This is a genomic window from Roseomonas sp. AR75, from assembly GCF_005222815.1.
Taxonomy (GTDB): domain Bacteria; phylum Pseudomonadota; class Alphaproteobacteria; order Acetobacterales; family Acetobacteraceae; genus Falsiroseomonas.
Genome location: NZ_STGB01000004.1, coordinates 172,092 through 189,271, shown reverse-complemented (window position 1 = coordinate 189,271; position 17,180 = coordinate 172,092). Strand labels below are relative to the sequence as shown.

Below are 17,180 nucleotides of genomic sequence, written 5' to 3'. Positions count from 1 at the left end.
GTTGGCGCGGCTCAGCCGAGCTGGCGCTCGATCAGGGCCGCGAAGACGTCGCGACCGCCGCAGCCGCAGCCCAGCGCAGCCGAGTCGCCCGCATGGTTGCAGAAGCCGTGCGGCCCGCAGGCGGCTTCGAGGCGAAGCGTGGGATCGGATGCGGCGAAGCGGCCCGAAGGCGCGATCCCGCCGCCGAGCCGCGTGCGCGGCGGCGTCTCCGCCCGCCGGGCCGCGCTCGGCGCGGGCTGCACGCGCCCCTCCAGCACCGTGCCCCAGACCGGGATGTCCTTCAGCGCCGCCGGCGCGACGGTGTAGGGGTCCTGGTCCAGCACGACGAAATTGGCGAACTTGCCGGGCGTGATGGAGCCGACCTCGTCCTCCAGCCTGATGGAAAAGGCCGCCTCGATCGTCATGGCGCGCAGCGCGAGATCGAGGGAGACGCGCTGGTCCTCCCCCATCACCGGCCCTTCGGCCGTCACGCGGTTCACCGCCGCCCAGATCAGCTGCAGCGGCTTGGCCGGGGCCATCGGCATGTCGGAATGGAAGGAGATGGACATCCCTGCATTCTCGGCCTCCTTCAGCGGCACCATGCGCCGCGCGCGCTCCGGCCCGATGCCGATCTGCGCATAGCGGCCGGCCAGCGCCGTGACGTAGTACGGGTTCGCGCTGACGATGCAGCCGAGCCGGCCGGCCTTCACGATCTGCTCGGGCGCGGCGAAGCCGAAATGCACGATGGTGGTGCGGTGGTCGAAGCGCGGCCGGCGTCGTTGCGCGCGCTCGAGGTTGGCGAGAAGCACCTCCATCCCGCCATCGCCGTTGTTGTGGATGTGGATGTGGTAGTCGGCGTCCCAGAAGGCCTGGAAGGCGACGCTGAACACGTCGGGATCCATGATCCAGGCGCCATGGTGGCCGTCGGTGTAGCCGTCCTTCATCTGCATCAGCTGGCTGTAGATCGCACCGTCGGTCAGGAACTTGATCTGCTTCGGCAGCCAGCGCGCGCGCCCCGATCCCCAGGCGAGCGGCTTCTGCGCCTCGGCGATCTGCGCCGCGCCGTCGGTCGGGAACATCGCCGCGAAGGATTTCCCGTCGGGAATGAAGTAGTGGTTGAAGGGCACGGAATCGGCTGCATAGACGGCGTTGATCGCGTCCTGCAGCGGCTTCGAGTAGAAGCCGCCGGGCTCGGCGGCCGTGGTGATGCCGTTGCGATGGTAGTAGCCGATCGTGAATTCCAGCCCCTCGCGCAGGCGCTCCGGCGTCGCCATGGCGGGGGCGACCTTTTCCAGCACCTTCAGCGTGCCCTGCTCGAAGAAGTGGCCCTTGGCGACGTCGGCCTGCGCCGCCTGGCTCGGCGTGAAGCTGGCCAGGAAGGACTCGTCCACGCCCATCCGTCGCATCAGCGCGGTGTTGAGATAGACCTCGTGCTGGCTGCGGTGCCAGACGATCACCGGCGTCTCGCCTGCCTGCTGGTCCAGCCACTCGCGCGACATCGGGCCGTGGAAGTAGTGATGGTAGCCCCAGGTCAGGAACACCGCCTGCGGGTCGCGCGCCTTGTGGGCGGCGAGCGCCTCGGCGAAGCGGCGGCGATAGCCCGCCTCGTCGCGCACGGCGGCCCGAAAGCCGGACGTGGTGTCCCAGTCCTCGATGGCGATCACCTCGGTGATGACCATCAGCCCGGCGAGGACCGGATGGACATGCTGCTCCACGAAGCCGGGCAGGATCACCTTGTCGGCGAAGCTCCGGTCCACGCGGAAGGGCTGGTCGCCCGCCAGCGCCTGAAGCTCGGCGAGCGTGCCGACCGCCGCGATGCGGTCGCCGACGACGGCCACCGCCTCGGCGCGCGGGCGGCGCGGGTCCATCGTGTGGACGGCGCGGGCGACGTAGATCGTCGCCTCGCGCTGCGGCGCGATGCGACCGATGACGTCCTGCAGGCCAAGCCCCTGCGCGGCCGGCTGGCGGCCAAGCAGCGGTGCGGCGAGCGCGCCCGCGGCAAAACGCCGTCGTGTGGTCATGCAGATTCCCCCCTCGCGGCGCGAGGGTTCCATGATCGTCCTTCCGCCATTGTCGCGCTCGCGACATTCTGGGCTGCGGAGAGGGTTAAAAATCTGTGGGATACCCAGCATGGATCGCGCGGCGGCGGAACGGATCGCAACGCAGGGCGGCTGGCTGGCGCATCAGCCGGCGGCTTTCCGCACCGCGCTGCTCGCCGCCGCGCGGCTCGAAGCCTTCGAGGTCGGGTCCTACACATTCCATGTCGGGGATGCGCTGGGCGGGATCTATGGCTTGGTTGCCGGCGGCTTTGCCGTGCATGTGGCGACCCGCGCGGCCGGCCCGGACCTCGCCACCATCCTGCGCCCGCCGGTCTGGTTCGGCCAAGGGCCGCTGATGACGCGGCGCCCGCGGGTGCTGAGCTTCCGCGCGACCGAGCCAAGCTTCGCCTTCCACGTGCCGCTGGCCGCGCTGGAGGCCGTCTCGCGCGCCCTGCCGGAGGCGGCGCGCGCGTTGGGCGCCATGAGCGTCTTCGGCATGGATGTCGCGATCCACACCGTCTCGGACCTGCTGATCCGCGAGCCGGACCGGCGGATCGCGGCGACGCTGCTGCGCGTGACCGCCGCGCCGGACGGGCTGCGCGCCGATGACCAGGCGGGGTTCCGGCTGACTCAAGCAGAGCTCGGCGAGATGGCGAATGCCTCGCGCCACCTGGTCAATCGCACGCTCGGCGCCTTCGCCGCGCGAGGCTGGGTGAAGGTCGGATACGGGCGCATCGCGGTGCGCGATGCAGTTGCCCTGGCCGGCTTCGTCGGCCCGCGCGAGTGAGGCCGCCGGTCGCTCCGCGACGACCGGCGGCCCCGGGGATCAGTAGCGGTACTGGTCGGCCTTGAAGGGGCCCTGCTCCGGCACACCGATGTAGTCGGCCTGCTGCTTGTTCAGCGTGGTCAGCGTGGCGCCGACCTTCGCCAGGTGCAGCGCGGCCACCTTCTCGTCCAGGTGCTTCGGCAGGACGTAGACCTTCTTCTCGTACTTGCCGGGGTTCGCCCACAGCTCGATCTGCGCCAGCGTCTGGTTGGTGAAGGACGCCGACATCACGAAGGACGGGTGGCCCGTGGCGTTGCCCAGGTTCACGAGGCGACCCTCGCTCAGCAGGATGATGCGCTTGCCGGTTGGGAACTCGATCTCGTCCACCTGCGGCTTCACGTTGTCCCACTTGTAGTTGCGCAGCGCCGCGACCTGGATCTCGCTGTCGAAGTGGCCGATGTTGCAGACGATCGCGCGGTGCTTCATGGCGCGCATGTGGTCGGCGGTGATGACGTCCACGTTGCCGGTCGCGGTGACGAAGATGTCGGCCTTCGGGGCGGCCTGCTCCATCGTCACGACCTCATAGCCCTCCATCGCCGCCTGCAGCGCGCAGATCGGGTCGATCTCGGACACCATCACGCGGCAGCCGGCGTTGCGCAGGCTGGCGGCGCTGCCCTTGCCGACGTCGCCGAAGCCGCAGACCATCGCGATCTTGCCGGCCATCATCACGTCGGTGCCGCGGCGGATCGCGTCCACCAGCGACTCACGGCAGCCATAGAGGTTGTCGAACTTCGACTTGGTGACGCTGTCGTTCACGTTGATGGCGGGGAAGAGCAGCTTGCCCTCCTTCGCCATGTTGTAGAGGCGATGCACGCCCGTCGTCGTCTCCTCCGACACGCCGACGATGTTCTTCGCGAGCTGCGCGAACCAGCCCGGCTTGGTCTTCAGGCAGTCCTTGATGAGGGCGAAGAAGACCTCCTCCTCCTCGTTGGTCGCCTTGTCGAGGAAGGCGGTGTCGCCCTGCTCGGCGCGCAGGCCGTAATGGACCAGCAGCGTCATGTCGCCGCCATCGTCGAGCAGCACGTTCGGCGTGCCGCCATCTGCCCATTCCAGCGTGCGTTTCACGTACTGCCAGTATTCGGGAAGCGTCTCGCCCTTCACGGCGAAGACCGGCGTGCCGCCGGCGGCGATGGCGGCCGCGGCGTGGTCCTGCGTGGAGAAGATGTTGCAGGAGGACCAGCGCACATCGGCGCCGAGCGCCTTCAGCGTCTCGATCAGCACGGCCGTCTGGATGGTCATGTGCAGGCAGCCGGCGATGCGCGCGCCCTTCAGGGGCTGCTGCTTGCCGTATTCGGCGCGCACCGCCATCAGGCCGGGCATCTCGTCCTCGGCCATGGCGATCTCCTTGCGGCCCCAATCGGCCAGGGAGAGGTCCTTCACGACGTAATCGGCGGCCATGTGCAACGGTCCTGATGAGTGGGATCGGCGGGGGCCCTAGCACGGGGGAGGGGCCGGGCCAAGACACACCCATCAGGCATAAGGATATCTTTATGCCTCACGGGATAGCCTGGACGCTTGGCATTCCCCGCGTCACGCACCATTCTCGGAAGGCTTTGCTGACCTGCCCTCCTCCCCGACCGGATCCGCGCCGCCCCGGATGACCTCCTCCACCGCTGTTCCCAGGCGCGGGCTCCGCTCGCCCGACCGGCTTCGCGTTGCCGATCACCTGCGCGCCACCAGCGCCTCGGTGCGGCAGTTGCTCGCCGAGTTCCGCGATGCGCGCCGGCGCAGCCCGGCCCCGCCTCGTGCCCCGGTGGAAGGCGAGATGCGGATCGCCTCCTGGAACCTGCACAAATGCGTCGGCACCGATGGCCGCTTCGACCCGCACCGGTCGGTGGCTGTCATCGCCGAGCTGGGCGCCGACGTCGTCGCGCTGCAGGAAGCCGACCGGCGCTTCGGCCGCCGGGTGGGGCTGCTGGACCCCAAGCTGCTGGAGAAGCACGCAGGGCTGGTGCCGCTGCCGATCTCCCACCTGCCGGACGGCCATGGCTGGCACGGCAACGCCATCCTTGTCCGGCCGGGCACGAAGGCCAGGCTGCGCCGCCTGGCGCTGCCCGGCGCCGAGCCCCGCGGTGCCGTGGTGGCCGACCTGGAGTTGCGGGAGGGGCCGCTGCGCGTGGTCGCCGCCCATTTCGGCCTGCTGCCCCGCTGCCGCCGCCGGCAATCCGCCGCGATCCTGGCGGCGCTCGAGGAATCCGAGCCGCTGCCCACGGTGCTGTGCGGCGACCTGAACGAATGGGGCATCGGCGCCCGCTGTTCACTGCAGGCGCTTTCCGATCTGTTCGGCCCCGTCGCCACCGGCCCCGCCAGCTTTCCCACAAGGCTGCCGGTACTGCCGCTGGACCGCATCCTCGCCTGGCCGCAACCGCTGGTGAGCCATGTTGCGGTGCATGACAGCCCGCTGGCGCGCGTCGCCTCCGACCATCTGCCGCTGACAGCCCGCCTGCATCTCGATACCATCGCCGAGACCTTCGCCGGTCTGCGCGCCGCGGCGTGAGCCGCCCGGGCCTTCGGGCGCCGGATCATCGCGATGTGCAGCCGCGCGCGAACCCGACCCTGCCGCCAGCCGTTCGATCCGGCGATGACGGGACACGCATGTCGGATCTGTTGACATCGCCGGGCCTGCCGGCGGCGCGCCTGGGGGCGACGCGGCTGGAGCGCGCGGTCGCCGCCGCGCTGTCGCGCCTCGGCCTGCATGAGGCGCGCCGCCAGGCGGGCGTCGCGGTGCTGTGCCGCGCGGAGGAGGCCTTCGCGATCCGCGCCGCTTCCGCGCGCGCAGCGGGGCGGACCCTCGACCTGCAATACTATGTCTGGCGCGGCGACACGACCGGCAAGCTGCTGGGCCGGGAAGCGCTGGCCGCCGCCGACCGCGGCGTGACGGTGCGCATGCTGCTCGACGACGTCTATGCGCTGGGCCACGAGCGCACGCTGGCGGCGCTCGACACGCATCCGAACATCGAGGTGCGGCTGTTCAACGGCACGCAGTGGCGGCGCTTCGGGCGCTGGGGATATCTGCTGGAATTCGCCTTCGGCGGCTGGCACCTGAACCGGCGGATGCACAACAAGAACTGGATCGCGGACCGCGCGCTGGCGGTGGTGGGCGGGCGCAACATCGGCGACGAGTATTTCGGCCTCGACATCGATGGCGCGATCAGCTTCCGCGACCTCGACCTGGTGGTGGCCGGCACCCCGGCCGCACAGGCCCTGGCGGTGTTCGAGCGCTATTGGAACAGCCCGCTGTCGCGCCCGGCCAGTCTGTTGAGCGCGGCGAGCGAGGCGCGCGGCGGCCTGGCCGCGCTGCGCGTCGCGATGGAGGAGGCGGCGCGGATGCCGCAGGCGGCCGGGCTTGTCGCCACGCTCGCCGAGCACCCTGCGCGCCGCATCCGCCATGGCCTGACGGCGGTGGCGCCCGATGCCGTGCGCGTGGTGGCGGACGCGCCGGAGAAGGCGAAGCGCGGCCTGGGCGCACGCAAGCGGGCACGCGCCGCGGGCGGCATCGCCGCCGAGATCGCCGATGCGCTGCGCGAGGCGAAGCGCGAGGCGCGTCTGATCTCGCCCTATTTCGTGCCGGGCCGTGCCGGGCTGAAGCTGCTGCTGGAACTGGTGGCCCGCGGCGTGAAGGTGAGCGTGGTGACGAATTCGCTGGCCGCGACGGACGTGGTCGCGGTGCATGGCGGCTACATGAAATACCGCCGCCCGCTCCTGCGCGCCGGCGTGACAATTCATGAGCTGAAGCCCGACCTGGAGCAGGAACGCGCCAGCCTCGTCGGCTCGCGCGGCGGCGCGGCCCTGCACACCAAGGCGCTGGTGGTGGACGGGCTGCGCGCCTTCGTCGGCAGCTTCAACATGGACCACCGCTCCGCTTCGCTGAACACCGAGATGGGCGTCTTCGTGCAGAACCCCGTGGTGGCGCGCGAGGTGGCCGCCGAACAGGAGCGGCTGACCGACCCCGCCATCAGCTGGAAGGTCTCGCTCGAGCAGGGCCGCATCGTCTGGCGGGATACGCATCAGGGCGTGCCGCGCACCTCGCACACCGAGCCCGAGGCCTCCTGGCGGCGCACCGCGGTCGCCTTCCTCGCGCGCGTGCTGCCGGTGGAGGAGCAGCTCTAGCGCGCGGCGAGGCGCTATTGCGGAAACATCTCCACATGCGTCTCCGCCGTGCGGCCGACATACAGCACGCGCCGCCCGGAGAAGGAGACGATGTAGCCCGCGCAGCCCGCCGCGACCGCCTTCGCGCAGAATTTCTCGTATGTGTACCCGCGCGCGTTGGACTGCGCCTCGCGCACTGCGGCGGCCATGGCGGCGGGATCGAAGCGGGCGGCGACGGGGCGTGCGGGGAACGGGTTCGACAGTTCCACGCTGTCGCCATCCGGCCGGTAATAGGTCGTCGTGGCGCGGCGGTAGTCCACCGTATAGCCCTCGAATCCCGCGGCGATCAGCGCGCCGACGATCGCAGGAAAATCCCGGCTGCCGTCATGCGCCGATGCGAGGCAGTCTTCGGCGATGCGCCTGTGCTGCGCGTCCATGGCGATGTCCTCCGATGCGGGTGGTTCAGTCGAGCGGCATGTCGGTCAGGCCGCGGCGGCCTACGATGTCGCGCAGCACCTGCTCGACCGCGGCGCGTTCCGCCGCCGTGAGATGCGCGAAGAAGGCGGCGTCGTTCCGGTCGGCCAGCGCGGCGAGCTTCGGCACCAGCCGCCGCCCGGCCGCCGTCAGGCGCAGTCTGTGGCTGCGCGCATCCTCGGCATTGTCGCGGCGCGCGATCAGCCCCTTGGCCAGCAGGCGGTCGGCCAGCTTGCTGATCGCGCCGCGGGTCATGCCCATCGCCTCCGCGAGCTGGCTTGGTGCCAGGTCCTCGGCGTCGTGGAGCACGCGCAGCACGACCCATTCGGCGACGGTCACGCCCTCAGCCTCCACCAGCCGCGCGAAGCCCTGCGAGACATGGTTGGAGACCAGGCGCAGCCAGTAGCCGAGATGGTCCGTCAGCGCGGGAAGCTTGGGCGTCGCGGGCATGGGGAGTCCGTTCGTTGACAAGGAAACTAGCCAAAAGTGGTTTCCTTGTCAACCAGATCGCTGGGCGCGTAGCCGGGCGGCCGCTTGCCGCCCGACGGCGCCGCTCAGGCCGGCCGCAGCAGCCGGCCCCAGCGCTCCACCTCGCTCAGGTAGTAGGCCTGCGCCGCGTCGGGATCGGGGCTGGCCACCGGCTCGATCCCCAGCCCCTGCAGCCGCTGCCGCAACGCAGGCGCCTGCAGCGCCTGCACCACGCCGGCATGCCAGGCGCGGATCGCCGCATCCGGCGTGCCGCTGCGCACGAACACGCCCTGCCAGCTCCGCATCATCGCGCTCGGCGGCAGGCCGAGCTCCGCGAAGGAGGGCACGTCGGGCAGGGCCGGCGTGCGGCTGTCCTGCATCACGCCGAGGATGCGGATGCTGCCCGCCGCCGCGGCCGGCGCGTGATAGGACGACGCCGGATCGAAGAAGGCTTCCGTCTCGCCCGCCACCAGCGCCCGGAAGGCATCCGCGCCCGAACGGTACTGCACCGGCTCGAACTGCCCGCCCAGCGTGCGGAACAGCAGCGTCGGCCCGAGATGGGAGGAGGTGCCGACGCCGCCGCTGCTGACCTGAAGCGCGCGCTGCTTCGCGCGCTCCACCAGTTGCGCGATGCTGGTGATGCCGGATTTCGCGCTGGCCATCACCACGATCGGCACGGAGGTGAAGGTGCTGACCACCCGCACATCCGCGCGCGGATCGTAGCCCAGCTGCGGCAGCATCACCGGATTGGTGGCGAGGTGGATGCCGGCGAAGCCGAGCGTGTGGCCATCCGCCGGGGCCTGCACCGCCGCCTGCGTGCCGAGGTTGCCGGAGGCGCCGGGCTTGTTCTCCACCACGATGGTGCCGCCCATCGCCGGCGCGAGATGCTCCGACACCAGGCGCACGATCGTGTCGGAGGGCCCGCCTGCGCCGAAGCCCACGAAGAAGCGCACCGGCCGGCTCGGGCTCCATGCGGCCTGCGCGCGCGCCGTGGCGGGCAGGGCTGCGAGCGCCGGGGCGAGCAGCAGGGATCGGCGGGCGAGATGCATCCTGGGCGTCCTCCTTCCGGCGTCCGTGTTCCGCGCCGGTCGGCGGCACCCTGCGATGCAACCGCGTCCCTGTCACCCCCTCGCGCGGCGACGATCAGTCGTCGTCGTCATCATCGTCGTCACGGTCGCGCCGCGGCACGGCGGGGCGCGGATCGCGCCGCCGCTCCCGCAGCGCATCGGCGTCCCAGGCGCGTTCGCGCACCCAGCCGCGGCGGCCCTGGCTGTCCTCGATCACGTAGGATTCCACATGGCGGCAGCGCGCGCCGTCGCAATCGGAGGAGGAGTTGGAGGATTGGCTGCCGGCCAGCGCCGACAATGGTGCAAGCCACAGCGCGAAGAGCCCGTGGACTGCGGCGCGTCGGATCGGTCGCATGTCATTCGCCTCCTTCGGCATGCAGGCAGGCTGGCCAGCGCGCCTGGCAAGGAAAGGGCCGGGTCTGGGCGGAAATGCGGCACGCTGGCCGGGCTCACGCCATCGCGATAGCCTTGCGTCACATCGCAGGAGGAAGCGCATGACGCCCAGCATCCGCCCCGCCGATCCCGCGCGCCCCGGCTTCGTCGGCGAGGTCGAGGGCATCGACATAGGCCGCGGCATCACGCCGGCGGAGGCGGCCGCCATCGAGGCGGGAATGGATCGCTACGCCGTGCTGGTGTTCCGCGGCCAGGATATCGACGACGCGCAGCAACTCGCCTTCACGCGGCATTTCGGCCCGCTGGAGACCGCATCGGGCGACATCGCGCGGCCCGACCAGCGACGCCTCGGCATGGAGGTGAACGACATCTCCAACCTCGATCGCGAGGGCCGCGTGCTGGCGCGCGACGACCGGCGGCGGCTGTTTGCGCTGGGCAACATGCTCTGGCACAGCGACAGCAGCTTCAAGCCGACGCCGGCGAAGTATTCGCTGCTCTCCGCGCGGGTGATCCCGGGCTCCGGCGGCAACACCGAATTCGCGGACATGCGCGCCGCCTGGGATGCGCTGGACGCCGAGACAATGGCGCTGGTGCGCGACCTGGTGTGCGAACACACGCAGATCCATTCGCGCGGCACGCTCGGCTTCACGGATTTCACCGAGGAGGAGCGGGCGCGCTGGGCGCCGGTGCCGCAGCGCCTGGTGCGGCGGCATCCGGTGACGGGGCGGCTTTCGCTGTTCCTCTCGGCGCATGCCGGCGCGATCCAGGGCTGGCCGAGGCCGGAGGCCCTGATGCTGCTGCGCGACCTGAACGAGCATGCGACGCAGCGGCAGTTCGTGCACGCGCATGTGTGGCGGCCGCATGACCTGGTGATGTGGGATAACCGCGTGACGATGCACCGCGCGCGCCGTTATCCGGCGGAGCAGATGCGCGACCTGCATCGCACGACGGTCGAGGATTCCGCGCCGACGCTGCAGCAGGCGGCGTGAGACTCGCGCACTGATCCTGCGCTGTCGGTCGCGCCCCCACCCCAACCCTCCCCCGCTGTCGCGGGAGAGGGAGCAAGGCGCACCGACGATCCCTCTCCCGCGACAGCGGGGGAGGGTGGCTGAGTGAAGCGAAGCCGGGTGGGGGCGCGACCGCCCTGCCCGCGAAAAACCTACCGCAGCTTGAAGCCCAGCGCCTTCAGCGCCTCCGTCATCCGGTGCCGCCCGCTGAGCGACGCCGCGGTGCCGACGCGCGCGATCATGCGCTGCGTCCAGTCCTGCCGGCCCATCCCGGCCCGCTCGGAGAATTCGCCGAGGCGCGTGTCGTAGCCGGCGATCCGCGCAGGCTCCTCCGTCGCGGCATACTGCTCCCGATGCAGCACCAGCGACTGCGGCAGGCGCGGCTTCACGGCGGAGGGCACGGCCTGATCCGGATGACCGATGCTCATGCCGAAGGCGGCGAAGGCGTTGGGTGGCAGCGCCAGTTCCTCCGCCACCTTCTCCGGATGGTGCCGCAGCGCGCCGACATAGACGGTGCCGAGGCCGAGCGATTCCGCCGCGACCACGGCGTTCTGCGCGGCGAGCGCGGCGTCCACCAGCGCGACCATGTAGGATTCCAGGAAGTCGAGCCCCTCCAGCCGGCGGCCATGCGCCTGGCCCAGCCGCTCCAGCCGCGACAGGTCGGCGATCCAGCAGAGGAACAGCGGCGCCTGCGCGATGAAGCGCTGGTTGTTCGCCAGCGCGGCGAGCCGCGCCTTGCGCGCGGGATCCTGCACCGCGACGACGCTCCAGGCCTGCTGGTTCGAGGAGGTCGGCGCGGATTGCGCGGCGGCGATCAGCGTCTCCAGCACGCCTTCGGCCAGCGGCGCCGGCAGGAAGGCGCGGATGGAACGGTGGGACAGGATCGTGTCGAGCACGGCGTTCGCCGGCGTGGCCGCGTCCGGCGCGTCGCCGCCATAGCGCGCGGCGAGTTTCTGCGCGGCGGAGGAGGTGGTGATGCCGTCCATCAAGTTGCGCCTCGTCGGGATGGCCGGTGCGGCCGAGTGTTGCGAGAGCGTGTTTCCTCCACCCCGGCCCTCCCCCGCAAGTGCGGGGGAGGGAGGGATAGCGGTTAACCCCGCTCGGTCACGCCGCTGGCAAAGCCGTCGACCAGCTCGCGGATGCGCGACGGATCGCTCTGTTCCATCACGCGCCGCGCGAAGCGCGCGCAGTCGCCGATGTCGAGCGCGCGCACCGCCTGCTTCACGCGCGGGATCGCGCTGGCATTCATCGACAGGCAGCGTATGCCCAGGCCGAGCAGCAGCGGCACAAGTTGCGGGTTGCCCGCCATCTCGCCGCAGACCGAGACCGGCATGCGCAGCCGCAGCGCGGCTTCGGTGGCGAACTGCATCAGCCGCAGCACGGCGGGATGCAGGGGATCGTAGAGATGCGCGACATCCGCCTCGCCGCGATCCACCGCCAGCGTGTACATCGCCAGGTCGTTGGTGCCGATGGCGAAGAAATCCGCTTCGAGCGCGATCGCATCGGCGGCCAGCGCGGCGCCGGGCGTCTCGATCATCGCACCCAGCTCGGGCAGCTTCTCCGGCAGCTTCTCACCGCGGCGGCGCACGCGCTTGGCGACGCGATCGAAGATCTCGCGCGCCTGCTTCACCTCCTCCGGCACGGTCACCATCGGCAGCATCACGCGCACCGCGCCTTCCGGCGCCTGTGCCGCGACGCGCAGGATGGCGGCGAACTGCGCCTCCAGCAGCTCGGGCCGCTTCAGCAGCATGCGGATGCCGCGCAGGCCGAGCGCCGGGTTGGGCCCGGCATGCTGCGATTCCACGCCGGCCGCCAGCGCCTGCATGTCCTTCTCGCCGCCCCAGTCCAGCACGCGGATGGTCACGGGATCGCCGTTCATCGCGGCGACGATCGGCGCATAGGCGGCGAACTGGTCGTCCTCGTCCGGCAGGTCCTCGCGGTTCATGAACAGGAACTCGCTGCGCAGCAGGCCGATGCCCTGCGCGCCGGCCTGGGCGATCAGCGGCAGCTCCGCCGGGATCTCCATATTGGCCTGCAGCTCCACCAGCTCGCCGTCGGTGGTCACGGCAGGCAGGCGGCGCAGCTTGCCCAGGCGCTGGCGTTCGCGCGCATAGGCCGCGATCTGTTCCTTCGCCTGCGCCTGCGTCGCGGGCGTGGGGTGCAGCGCCACGCTGCCCGCCGCGCCGTCCAGCACCGCCTGGTCACCGCGCCGCGCGGCTTCCGTCAGCCCGGGCGCGCCAAGCACGGCCGGGATGCCCAGCGCGCGCAGCATGATCGCGGTGTGGCCGTCCGCGCCGCCTTCCTCCGTCGCGACGCCGGCGATGCGGGACGGATCGAGCAGCGCGGCATCGGCCGGCGTCAGCTCCTCGGCGACCAGGATCGCGCCTTCGGGCACGTCCTTGAAGCTGCGGAAGGGGTTCTCGGTCAGGTTCCGCGTCAGGCGGCGGGCGATCTCCCGCACCTCGCCCGCGCGGCGGCGCAGCCCGGCCTTGTCGTCGTCGCGCGTGGCGAGGATGACCTCCGCGATCGCCTCGGCCTCGTCGCCCACCGCGGTCTCGGCGGCCAGCAGGCCGCCCTCGATGCGCTTGCGCGCGCCGCGGATCAGGCGGCTATCGCCGAGCATCAGCGCATAGGCGTCGAGCAGCGGCTCCAGCTCTTCCTGCGCTTCCTCGGGCAGCACCGAGAGCCGCGTCTTGAGCTTGCCCACCTGCTTGCGGGAGGTGGCGACGGCGGCGGCCAGGCGCTGCTTCTCCGTCTCCACAGCATCCGGCGCGATCTCGCGCCGCGGCGCCTCGTCCGGCGGCTCGCTCGTGTCGAAGACCTTGCCGATCGCGACGCCCGGCGAGACGGGGATGCCGCGGATCAGGACTTCCTTGCGGCGCCCGGGGCGGCGCGCGGCGCCTTCGGCCGGCTTCGCTTCCGCCTTGTCGGGACGGTCGGGCTTGTCAATCTTCATGGAAGCCGGCCTCGACCAGGCCGGCGACCGCCTCGAGGGCTTCCTTGGCGTCCCAGCCTTCGGCTTCGATGACGATCTCGCTGCCCTGCCCGGCGCCCAGCATCATCAGCCCCATGATGGAGCAGGCCGGGACCGTCTGGCCGTGGCGCGAGACGTTGATGCAGGCGGAGAAGCGCTCCGCCACACCCACCAGCTTGGCGGCGGCGCGGGCATGCAGCCCGCGGCTGTTCGGCACGCGCACCGTCCGCCGCATCGCCATGCCGCCGGAGGCATCGCAGCCGCATGGCCCGGCCTCCGTGGCGCTGGACGCGGAAGGGGCCGCCTTCGCCTCGCCCGCCTCGTCCGGCCACTCGTTCATGTGCGTCCCCCCGGTGCGGCAACCGGCGTGGAGCCGCCAGCATTGGCCTTGGGCATCTCCGGCATCTCCGCCGCGCAGGCGATGTATTTGCGGCCCGCGGCGGTCGCATGCGCCACCGCCTCGGCCAGCGGCTCCGTGCCGCGGATCTTCGCGAGCTTCACCAGCAACGGCAGGTTCACCCCGGCGATGACCTCGACCCGGCGATGGTCGCAGAGCTGGAACGCCAGGTTGGAGGGCGTGCCGCCCAGGATGTCGGTCAGCACCACCACGCCGTCGCCCTGGTCCACCGCGGTGATGGCGTTGCGGATATCCTCCCGCCGCGTCTCCATCTTGTCCTCGGGGAAGATGCAGATGGTGGCGACGCCGTCCTGATGGCCGACGACGTGCTCCATGGCCGCGCGCAATTCCTCGGCGAGCCGCCCATGGGTGACGATGACGAGGCCGATCATCGGCGTCGCATGCCTCGCGCGTGCCGGGGGGTCCCGGGCTGGCCGCAATGCGGGTGTCGGGCCGGTTTGGAAGGGTCAGTCATGATGAGGTTGCCAGGGCCTCCCGCCCCGCATGGGAATGCTCGGCGCCGGCGTTCCTTGCCGGGGCCGCAAGTTCGCGGTGGATCACCTCCACCCGCCATCCCTGGGGTTTCAGATGGGCCGCCAGGCGCTCCGCGACAAGGACGGAGCGATGCTTGCCGCCGGTGCAGCCCACCGCGATGGTGAGGTATTTCTTCCCCTCCGCGAGGTAGCGCGGCAAGAGGAGGTCAAGCAGCCCTGTCATGCGAGTCCAGAAGGGTTCGAAACTGTCGTCGGCCTCGATGAACGCCGCGACGTCGGGGTCCTTGCCGGTCTGCGGGCGCAGCACCGGGTCGTAATGCGGGTTGCGCAGGAAGCGCATGTCGAACACCAGGTCGGCCTCCCGCGGCAGGCCATGCGGATAGCCGAAGGACAGGATGGCGATGTCGAGCCCGGCCGGCCCGGCCGGGCGGAAGCGCCGTTCGATCATCCGGCGGAGATCCGGCAGCGGCAGGTCCGAGGTGTCGATCACCAGGTCCGCGGCCTCGGCCAGCGGTGCCAGCAGCGCCGCCTCCCGCGCGATGCCGTCGGCGACGCGGGAGCCGAGCGGCCCGCCAGGGGTCAGCGGATGGCGCCGCCGCGTCTCGGAGAAGCGGCGCAGCAGCACGGCGTCCTCCGCGGTGGCGAAGACCAGGCTGACGGCGATGTCGCTGCGGGCGCGCAGATGCTGCAGCGCGGCCAGCACCTCCGCCGCCTCGAAGCCGCGGGAGCGTGCGTCCACGCCGATGGCGATGGGGGTGACCCCGTCGCAGACCAGCTCCTCCAGGATCGTCAGCGGCGGATTGTCCACCGTCTCGAAGCCGAGATCCTCCAGCGTGCGCAGGATGGAGGCCTTCCCCGCGCCGGAGAGGCCGGTGACCAGCACGACGGGGCGCGGCGGGGCGATCTCGCTCACGCTGCGAAGGCCCCGGCGGCCAGCACGAGGCGGCCGCAGGCGGCCTCCAGCGCGAAGGCGACCTTGTCGGGCGCGGCGGCCTCGCGCCCGCACAGGGCGATGCGCGGCAGGCTGCGACCCTGGCTTTCGAAGCGGCGTGGCTCGGGCAGGCGGGGCGCCGCCTCCCCCGCGGGCAGCAGGTCCACCACCAGCCGCAGCGGAGCGGGGGCGGCGACGGGCAGGTCGCGCACGAGGCCGAGGCCGCGCACCTCCAGCATGCCGCGCAGCGGCGCGGGCGGGGCGGCCATCAGCAGGTCGGGGGGTTCCGCTTCCAATTCCACCTGGTCGTCGGCCACCAGCGACCAGCCGCGGCCCATCAATCTCAGGACGAGTTCGGACTTCCCCGAGCCCGAAGGGCCGAGGAACAACACGCCGTCGCCGCCGCGGGCGGCACAAGAGGCGTGAAGAGGCATTCCCGGTCAGGCCCCCAAGCCAAGCCGGCGGAACATGGCAGAAAGGAGGCGGGAATCAAGGGACCGGGGGTGGCCGCCCCCGGATGCGGCCGCAACCGGCGGAGGGCGCGGCTGCGCGGATCGCGCCACAAGCGTGAACCCCACAGGAGACATCTCATGCCCGGTTTCCGCTGCGTCGCCATGCCCACCGAGGCCGCGCGCCGCTTCCGCGCCACCGGCCGCGACGACCGCGGCGGCGCGCTGCACCACCGCGTGGCCGACGGGCCCGGCTTCCCCTGCCGCCACTGCCTGCGCCTGGCCGAGCCCGGAGAGGACATGCTGCTGGGAAGCTGGGACCTGCCGCGGCCGGCCGGCGTGTACTGGACGCCGAGCCCGATCTTCCTGCATGCGCGGGACTGCGACCGGTTCGAGGCGGAGAACGCGATCCCGCCGACGGTGCTGGCGAACGGCATCGTCTCCGTGCGCAGCTACGATGCGGAGCAGATGTGCCTCTACGACCTCGGCCAGGTCTGCGCCGGGGCGGAGGTGGAAGGGCCGCTGATGCGGGCGCTGGCCGATGCCCGCACGCGCTTCGTGAACATCCACACCGCGCGGCCGGGCTGCTGGCTGGCAGGGGTGGAGTTGCTCTAGCCGGGCCGCGCTGCCAGCCTCCGGCGCCATGACGCCGTCACGCCAAGACATCGAAGCCGCCGCCGCGCGCATGGCGCCCCATATCCGCCGGACCCCGGTGATGCGGATGGGCGGCGCCGACCTGGGGCTGGACATCGCGCTCATCCTGAAACTGGAGCTCCTGCAGGCAACCGGCAGCTTCAAGCCGCGCGGCGCCTTCAACCGGATGGTGAGCGCCACCCTGCCGGCGGCCGGCGTCGCCACCGCCTCGGGCGGCAATCACGGGGCGGCGGTGGCTTATGCGGCGCGGGCGCTGGGGGTGAAGGCGGAGGTGTTCTGCCCGACCGGCACGCCGGAAGCGAAGACCGGCCGCATCGAGGGCTACGGCGCCGTGCTGCACCGGATCGGCGCCGCCTATGACGAGGCGCGCGTCGCGTCCGAAGCGCGTGCCGCCGAAACGGGCGCGCTGATCGTCCATGCCTATGACCAGCCGGAGGTGCTGGCGGGCCAGGGCACCGTCGGGCTGGAACTGTCGCAGGATGCGCCGGAGGCGACGCATGTGCTGGTGGCGACCGGCGGCGGCGGGCTGATCGGCGGCATCGCCGCCTGGTATGCCGGCACGGGCACGCAGGTGATCAGCGTGGAGCCGGAGGCCTGCCCGACGCTGGCGACGGCGCTGCGGGAAGGCCGCCCCGTGCCCTGCCCGGTCGGCGGCGTCGCGGCCGACAGCCTGGGCGCGCGCCAGGTCGGCGCGCTGATGTTCGCCGTGGCCAAGGACCACGTGGCGCGGGCCGTGCTGGTTCCGGATGAGGCCATCCGCGATGCGCAGCGACGGCTGTGGCAGGCGATGCGGCTGGTGGCGGAGCCGGGCGGCGCGACGGCGCTGGCCGCGCTGACCTCGGGCGCCTGGACGCCGCCCGCGGGGGCACGGGTGGCCGTGGTGGTGTGCGGTTCGAACACCGATCCGGCAACCGTGACGGGCTGAGCGTCCGGACCCAC

At 71.7% G+C, this 17,180-nt stretch carries 18 protein-coding genes; 6 read left to right on the top strand and 12 right to left on the bottom strand.

Annotated elements, in window-relative coordinates:
- Window positions 1-11: 11 nt before the first annotated feature.
- Window positions 12-2,000, bottom strand: a complete 1,989-nt coding sequence (locus E4T13_RS14895) for an amidohydrolase (protein ID WP_170985015.1) — start codon at window positions 1,998-2,000, stop codon at window positions 12-14.
- A 109-nt stretch (window positions 2,001-2,109) separates the two neighbouring features.
- Here E4T13_RS14895 and E4T13_RS14890 point away from each other — a divergent pair, with 109 nt between their 5' ends.
- Complete coding sequence (locus E4T13_RS14890; RefSeq protein WP_170985014.1) at window positions 2,110-2,805, top strand: Crp/Fnr family transcriptional regulator; 696 nt, start codon at window positions 2,110-2,112, stop codon at window positions 2,803-2,805.
- A gap of 39 nt (window positions 2,806-2,844) precedes the next feature.
- On the opposite strand, the gene ahcY is transcribed toward E4T13_RS14890, so the two are convergent.
- Window positions 2,845-4,242 carry an adenosylhomocysteinase gene (gene ahcY / locus E4T13_RS14885; protein ID WP_137179092.1) on the bottom strand — a complete coding sequence of 466 codons (1,398 nt, stop codon included), beginning with the start codon at window positions 4,240-4,242 and terminating at the stop codon, window positions 2,845-2,847.
- Window positions 4,243-4,441: 199 nt separating this feature from the next.
- Between ahcY and E4T13_RS14880 the strand changes: the two genes are divergently transcribed.
- Together E4T13_RS14880 and E4T13_RS14875 are read left to right on the top strand one after the other, a co-directional pair.
- Window positions 4,442-5,341, top strand: a complete 900-nt coding sequence (locus E4T13_RS14880; RefSeq protein WP_137179091.1) for an endonuclease/exonuclease/phosphatase family protein — start codon at window positions 4,442-4,444, stop codon at window positions 5,339-5,341.
- Window positions 5,342-5,439: 98 nt separating this feature from the next.
- Complete coding sequence (locus E4T13_RS14875; RefSeq protein WP_137179090.1) at window positions 5,440-6,954, top strand: phospholipase D family protein; 1,515 nt, start codon at window positions 5,440-5,442, stop codon at window positions 6,952-6,954.
- A 14-nt stretch (window positions 6,955-6,968) separates the two neighbouring features.
- On the opposite strand, the gene E4T13_RS14870 is transcribed toward E4T13_RS14875, so the two are convergent.
- The 4 genes from E4T13_RS14870 to E4T13_RS14855 form a co-directional block, all read right to left on the bottom strand.
- Complete coding sequence (locus E4T13_RS14870) at window positions 6,969-7,370, bottom strand: DUF1398 domain-containing protein (RefSeq protein WP_137179089.1); 402 nt, start codon at window positions 7,368-7,370, stop codon at window positions 6,969-6,971.
- A 25-nt stretch (window positions 7,371-7,395) separates the two neighbouring features.
- Window positions 7,396-7,857 (bottom strand): MarR family winged helix-turn-helix transcriptional regulator, encoded by a 462-nt coding sequence (locus E4T13_RS14865; protein ID WP_170985013.1) that lies wholly within the window; start codon window positions 7,855-7,857, stop codon window positions 7,396-7,398.
- 104 nt (window positions 7,858-7,961) lie between these two features.
- The gene (locus E4T13_RS14860; RefSeq protein WP_137179088.1) at window positions 7,962-8,924 is read right to left on the bottom strand and encodes a tripartite tricarboxylate transporter substrate binding protein; all 963 of its coding nucleotides are present in this window, start codon (window positions 8,922-8,924) and stop codon (window positions 7,962-7,964) included.
- Between the two features lie 94 nt (window positions 8,925-9,018).
- Complete coding sequence (locus E4T13_RS14855; protein WP_137179087.1) at window positions 9,019-9,297, bottom strand: hypothetical protein; 279 nt, start codon at window positions 9,295-9,297, stop codon at window positions 9,019-9,021.
- A 139-nt stretch (window positions 9,298-9,436) separates the two neighbouring features.
- On the opposite strand from E4T13_RS14855, the gene E4T13_RS14850 reads away from it, so the two are divergent.
- Window positions 9,437-10,324: a TauD/TfdA family dioxygenase gene (locus E4T13_RS14850; RefSeq protein ID WP_137179086.1), complete on the top strand. Its 888-nt coding sequence runs from the start codon at window positions 9,437-9,439 to the stop codon at window positions 10,322-10,324.
- Between the two features lie 170 nt (window positions 10,325-10,494).
- Here the strand turns inward: E4T13_RS14850 and E4T13_RS14845 are convergent, their stop codons facing one another.
- The 6 genes from E4T13_RS14845 to E4T13_RS14820 all read right to left on the bottom strand — a co-directional run bounded on the left by E4T13_RS14845 (window position 10,495) and on the right by E4T13_RS14820 (window position 15,572).
- Complete coding sequence (locus tag E4T13_RS14845; protein WP_137179085.1) at window positions 10,495-11,328, bottom strand: NADPH-dependent oxidoreductase; 834 nt, start codon at window positions 11,326-11,328, stop codon at window positions 10,495-10,497.
- A gap of 104 nt (window positions 11,329-11,432) precedes the next feature.
- Complete coding sequence (gene ptsP, locus E4T13_RS14840) at window positions 11,433-13,298, bottom strand: phosphoenolpyruvate--protein phosphotransferase (RefSeq protein ID WP_137179084.1); 1,866 nt, start codon at window positions 13,296-13,298, stop codon at window positions 11,433-11,435.
- A complete protein-coding gene (locus tag E4T13_RS14835) occupies window positions 13,288-13,557 on the bottom strand; it encodes an HPr family phosphocarrier protein (protein WP_137179975.1) in 270 nt (89 codons plus the stop codon). The genes ptsP and E4T13_RS14835 overlap by 11 nt, the downstream gene beginning before the upstream one ends.
- A 95-nt stretch (window positions 13,558-13,652) precedes the next feature.
- The gene (locus E4T13_RS14830) at window positions 13,653-14,105 is read right to left on the bottom strand and encodes a PTS sugar transporter subunit IIA (protein WP_137179083.1); all 453 of its coding nucleotides are present in this window, start codon (window positions 14,103-14,105) and stop codon (window positions 13,653-13,655) included.
- A gap of 79 nt (window positions 14,106-14,184) precedes the next feature.
- Window positions 14,185-15,120, bottom strand: a complete 936-nt coding sequence (gene rapZ, locus E4T13_RS14825; RefSeq protein ID WP_240791148.1) for an RNase adapter RapZ — start codon at window positions 15,118-15,120, stop codon at window positions 14,185-14,187.
- The gene (locus tag E4T13_RS14820) at window positions 15,117-15,572 is read right to left on the bottom strand and encodes an HPr kinase/phosphorylase (protein WP_137179082.1); all 456 of its coding nucleotides are present in this window, start codon (window positions 15,570-15,572) and stop codon (window positions 15,117-15,119) included. The genes rapZ and E4T13_RS14820 overlap by 4 nt, the downstream gene beginning before the upstream one ends.
- Before the next feature lie 156 nt (window positions 15,573-15,728).
- On the opposite strand from E4T13_RS14820, the gene E4T13_RS14815 reads away from it, so the two are divergent.
- Both E4T13_RS14815 and E4T13_RS14810 read left to right on the top strand, forming a co-directional pair.
- Window positions 15,729-16,202: a DUF1203 domain-containing protein gene (locus E4T13_RS14815; RefSeq protein ID WP_137179081.1), complete on the top strand. Its 474-nt coding sequence runs from the start codon at window positions 15,729-15,731 to the stop codon at window positions 16,200-16,202.
- A gap of 28 nt (window positions 16,203-16,230) precedes the next feature.
- Entirely contained in the window at window positions 16,231-17,166 is a 936-nt protein-coding gene (locus E4T13_RS14810; protein ID WP_137179080.1) for a threonine/serine dehydratase, read from the top strand.
- Window positions 17,167-17,180 lie beyond the last annotated feature (14 nt).

Bases quoted from the DNA above. Each gene is read 5' to 3' on its own strand.
- E4T13_RS14895 (WP_170985015.1), bottom strand. From the start codon at position 2,000: ATGACCACACGACGGCGTTTTGCCGCGGGCGCGCTCGCCGCACCGCTG.
- E4T13_RS14835 (WP_137179975.1), bottom strand. From the start codon at position 13,557: ATGGCGATGCGGCGGACGGTGCGCGTGCCGAACAGCCGCGGGCTGCAT.
- E4T13_RS14845 (WP_137179085.1), bottom strand. From the start codon at position 11,328: ATGGACGGCATCACCACCTCCTCCGCCGCGCAGAAACTCGCCGCGCGC.
- E4T13_RS14880 (WP_137179091.1), top strand. From the start codon at position 4,442: ATGACCTCCTCCACCGCTGTTCCCAGGCGCGGGCTCCGCTCGCCCGAC.
- E4T13_RS14855 (WP_137179087.1), bottom strand. From the start codon at position 9,297: ATGCGACCGATCCGACGCGCCGCAGTCCACGGGCTCTTCGCGCTGTGG.
- E4T13_RS14860 (WP_137179088.1), bottom strand. From the start codon at position 8,924: ATGCATCTCGCCCGCCGATCCCTGCTGCTCGCCCCGGCGCTCGCAGCC.
- ptsP (WP_137179084.1), bottom strand. From the start codon at position 13,298: ATGAAGATTGACAAGCCCGACCGTCCCGACAAGGCGGAAGCGAAGCCG.
- E4T13_RS14870 (WP_137179089.1), bottom strand. From the start codon at position 7,370: ATGGACGCGCAGCACAGGCGCATCGCCGAAGACTGCCTCGCATCGGCG.
- ahcY (WP_137179092.1), bottom strand. From the start codon at position 4,242: ATGGCCGCCGATTACGTCGTGAAGGACCTCTCCCTGGCCGATTGGGGC.
- E4T13_RS14815 (WP_137179081.1), top strand. From the start codon at position 15,729: ATGCCCGGTTTCCGCTGCGTCGCCATGCCCACCGAGGCCGCGCGCCGC.
- E4T13_RS14810 (WP_137179080.1), top strand. From the start codon at position 16,231: ATGACGCCGTCACGCCAAGACATCGAAGCCGCCGCCGCGCGCATGGCG.
- E4T13_RS14820 (WP_137179082.1), bottom strand. From the start codon at position 15,572: ATGCCTCTTCACGCCTCTTGTGCCGCCCGCGGCGGCGACGGCGTGTTG.
- E4T13_RS14830 (WP_137179083.1), bottom strand. From the start codon at position 14,105: ATGATCGGCCTCGTCATCGTCACCCATGGGCGGCTCGCCGAGGAATTG.
- E4T13_RS14850 (WP_137179086.1), top strand. From the start codon at position 9,437: ATGACGCCCAGCATCCGCCCCGCCGATCCCGCGCGCCCCGGCTTCGTC.
- E4T13_RS14865 (WP_170985013.1), bottom strand. From the start codon at position 7,857: ATGCCCGCGACGCCCAAGCTTCCCGCGCTGACGGACCATCTCGGCTAC.
- E4T13_RS14890 (WP_170985014.1), top strand. From the start codon at position 2,110: ATGGATCGCGCGGCGGCGGAACGGATCGCAACGCAGGGCGGCTGGCTG.
- E4T13_RS14875 (WP_137179090.1), top strand. From the start codon at position 5,440: ATGTCGGATCTGTTGACATCGCCGGGCCTGCCGGCGGCGCGCCTGGGG.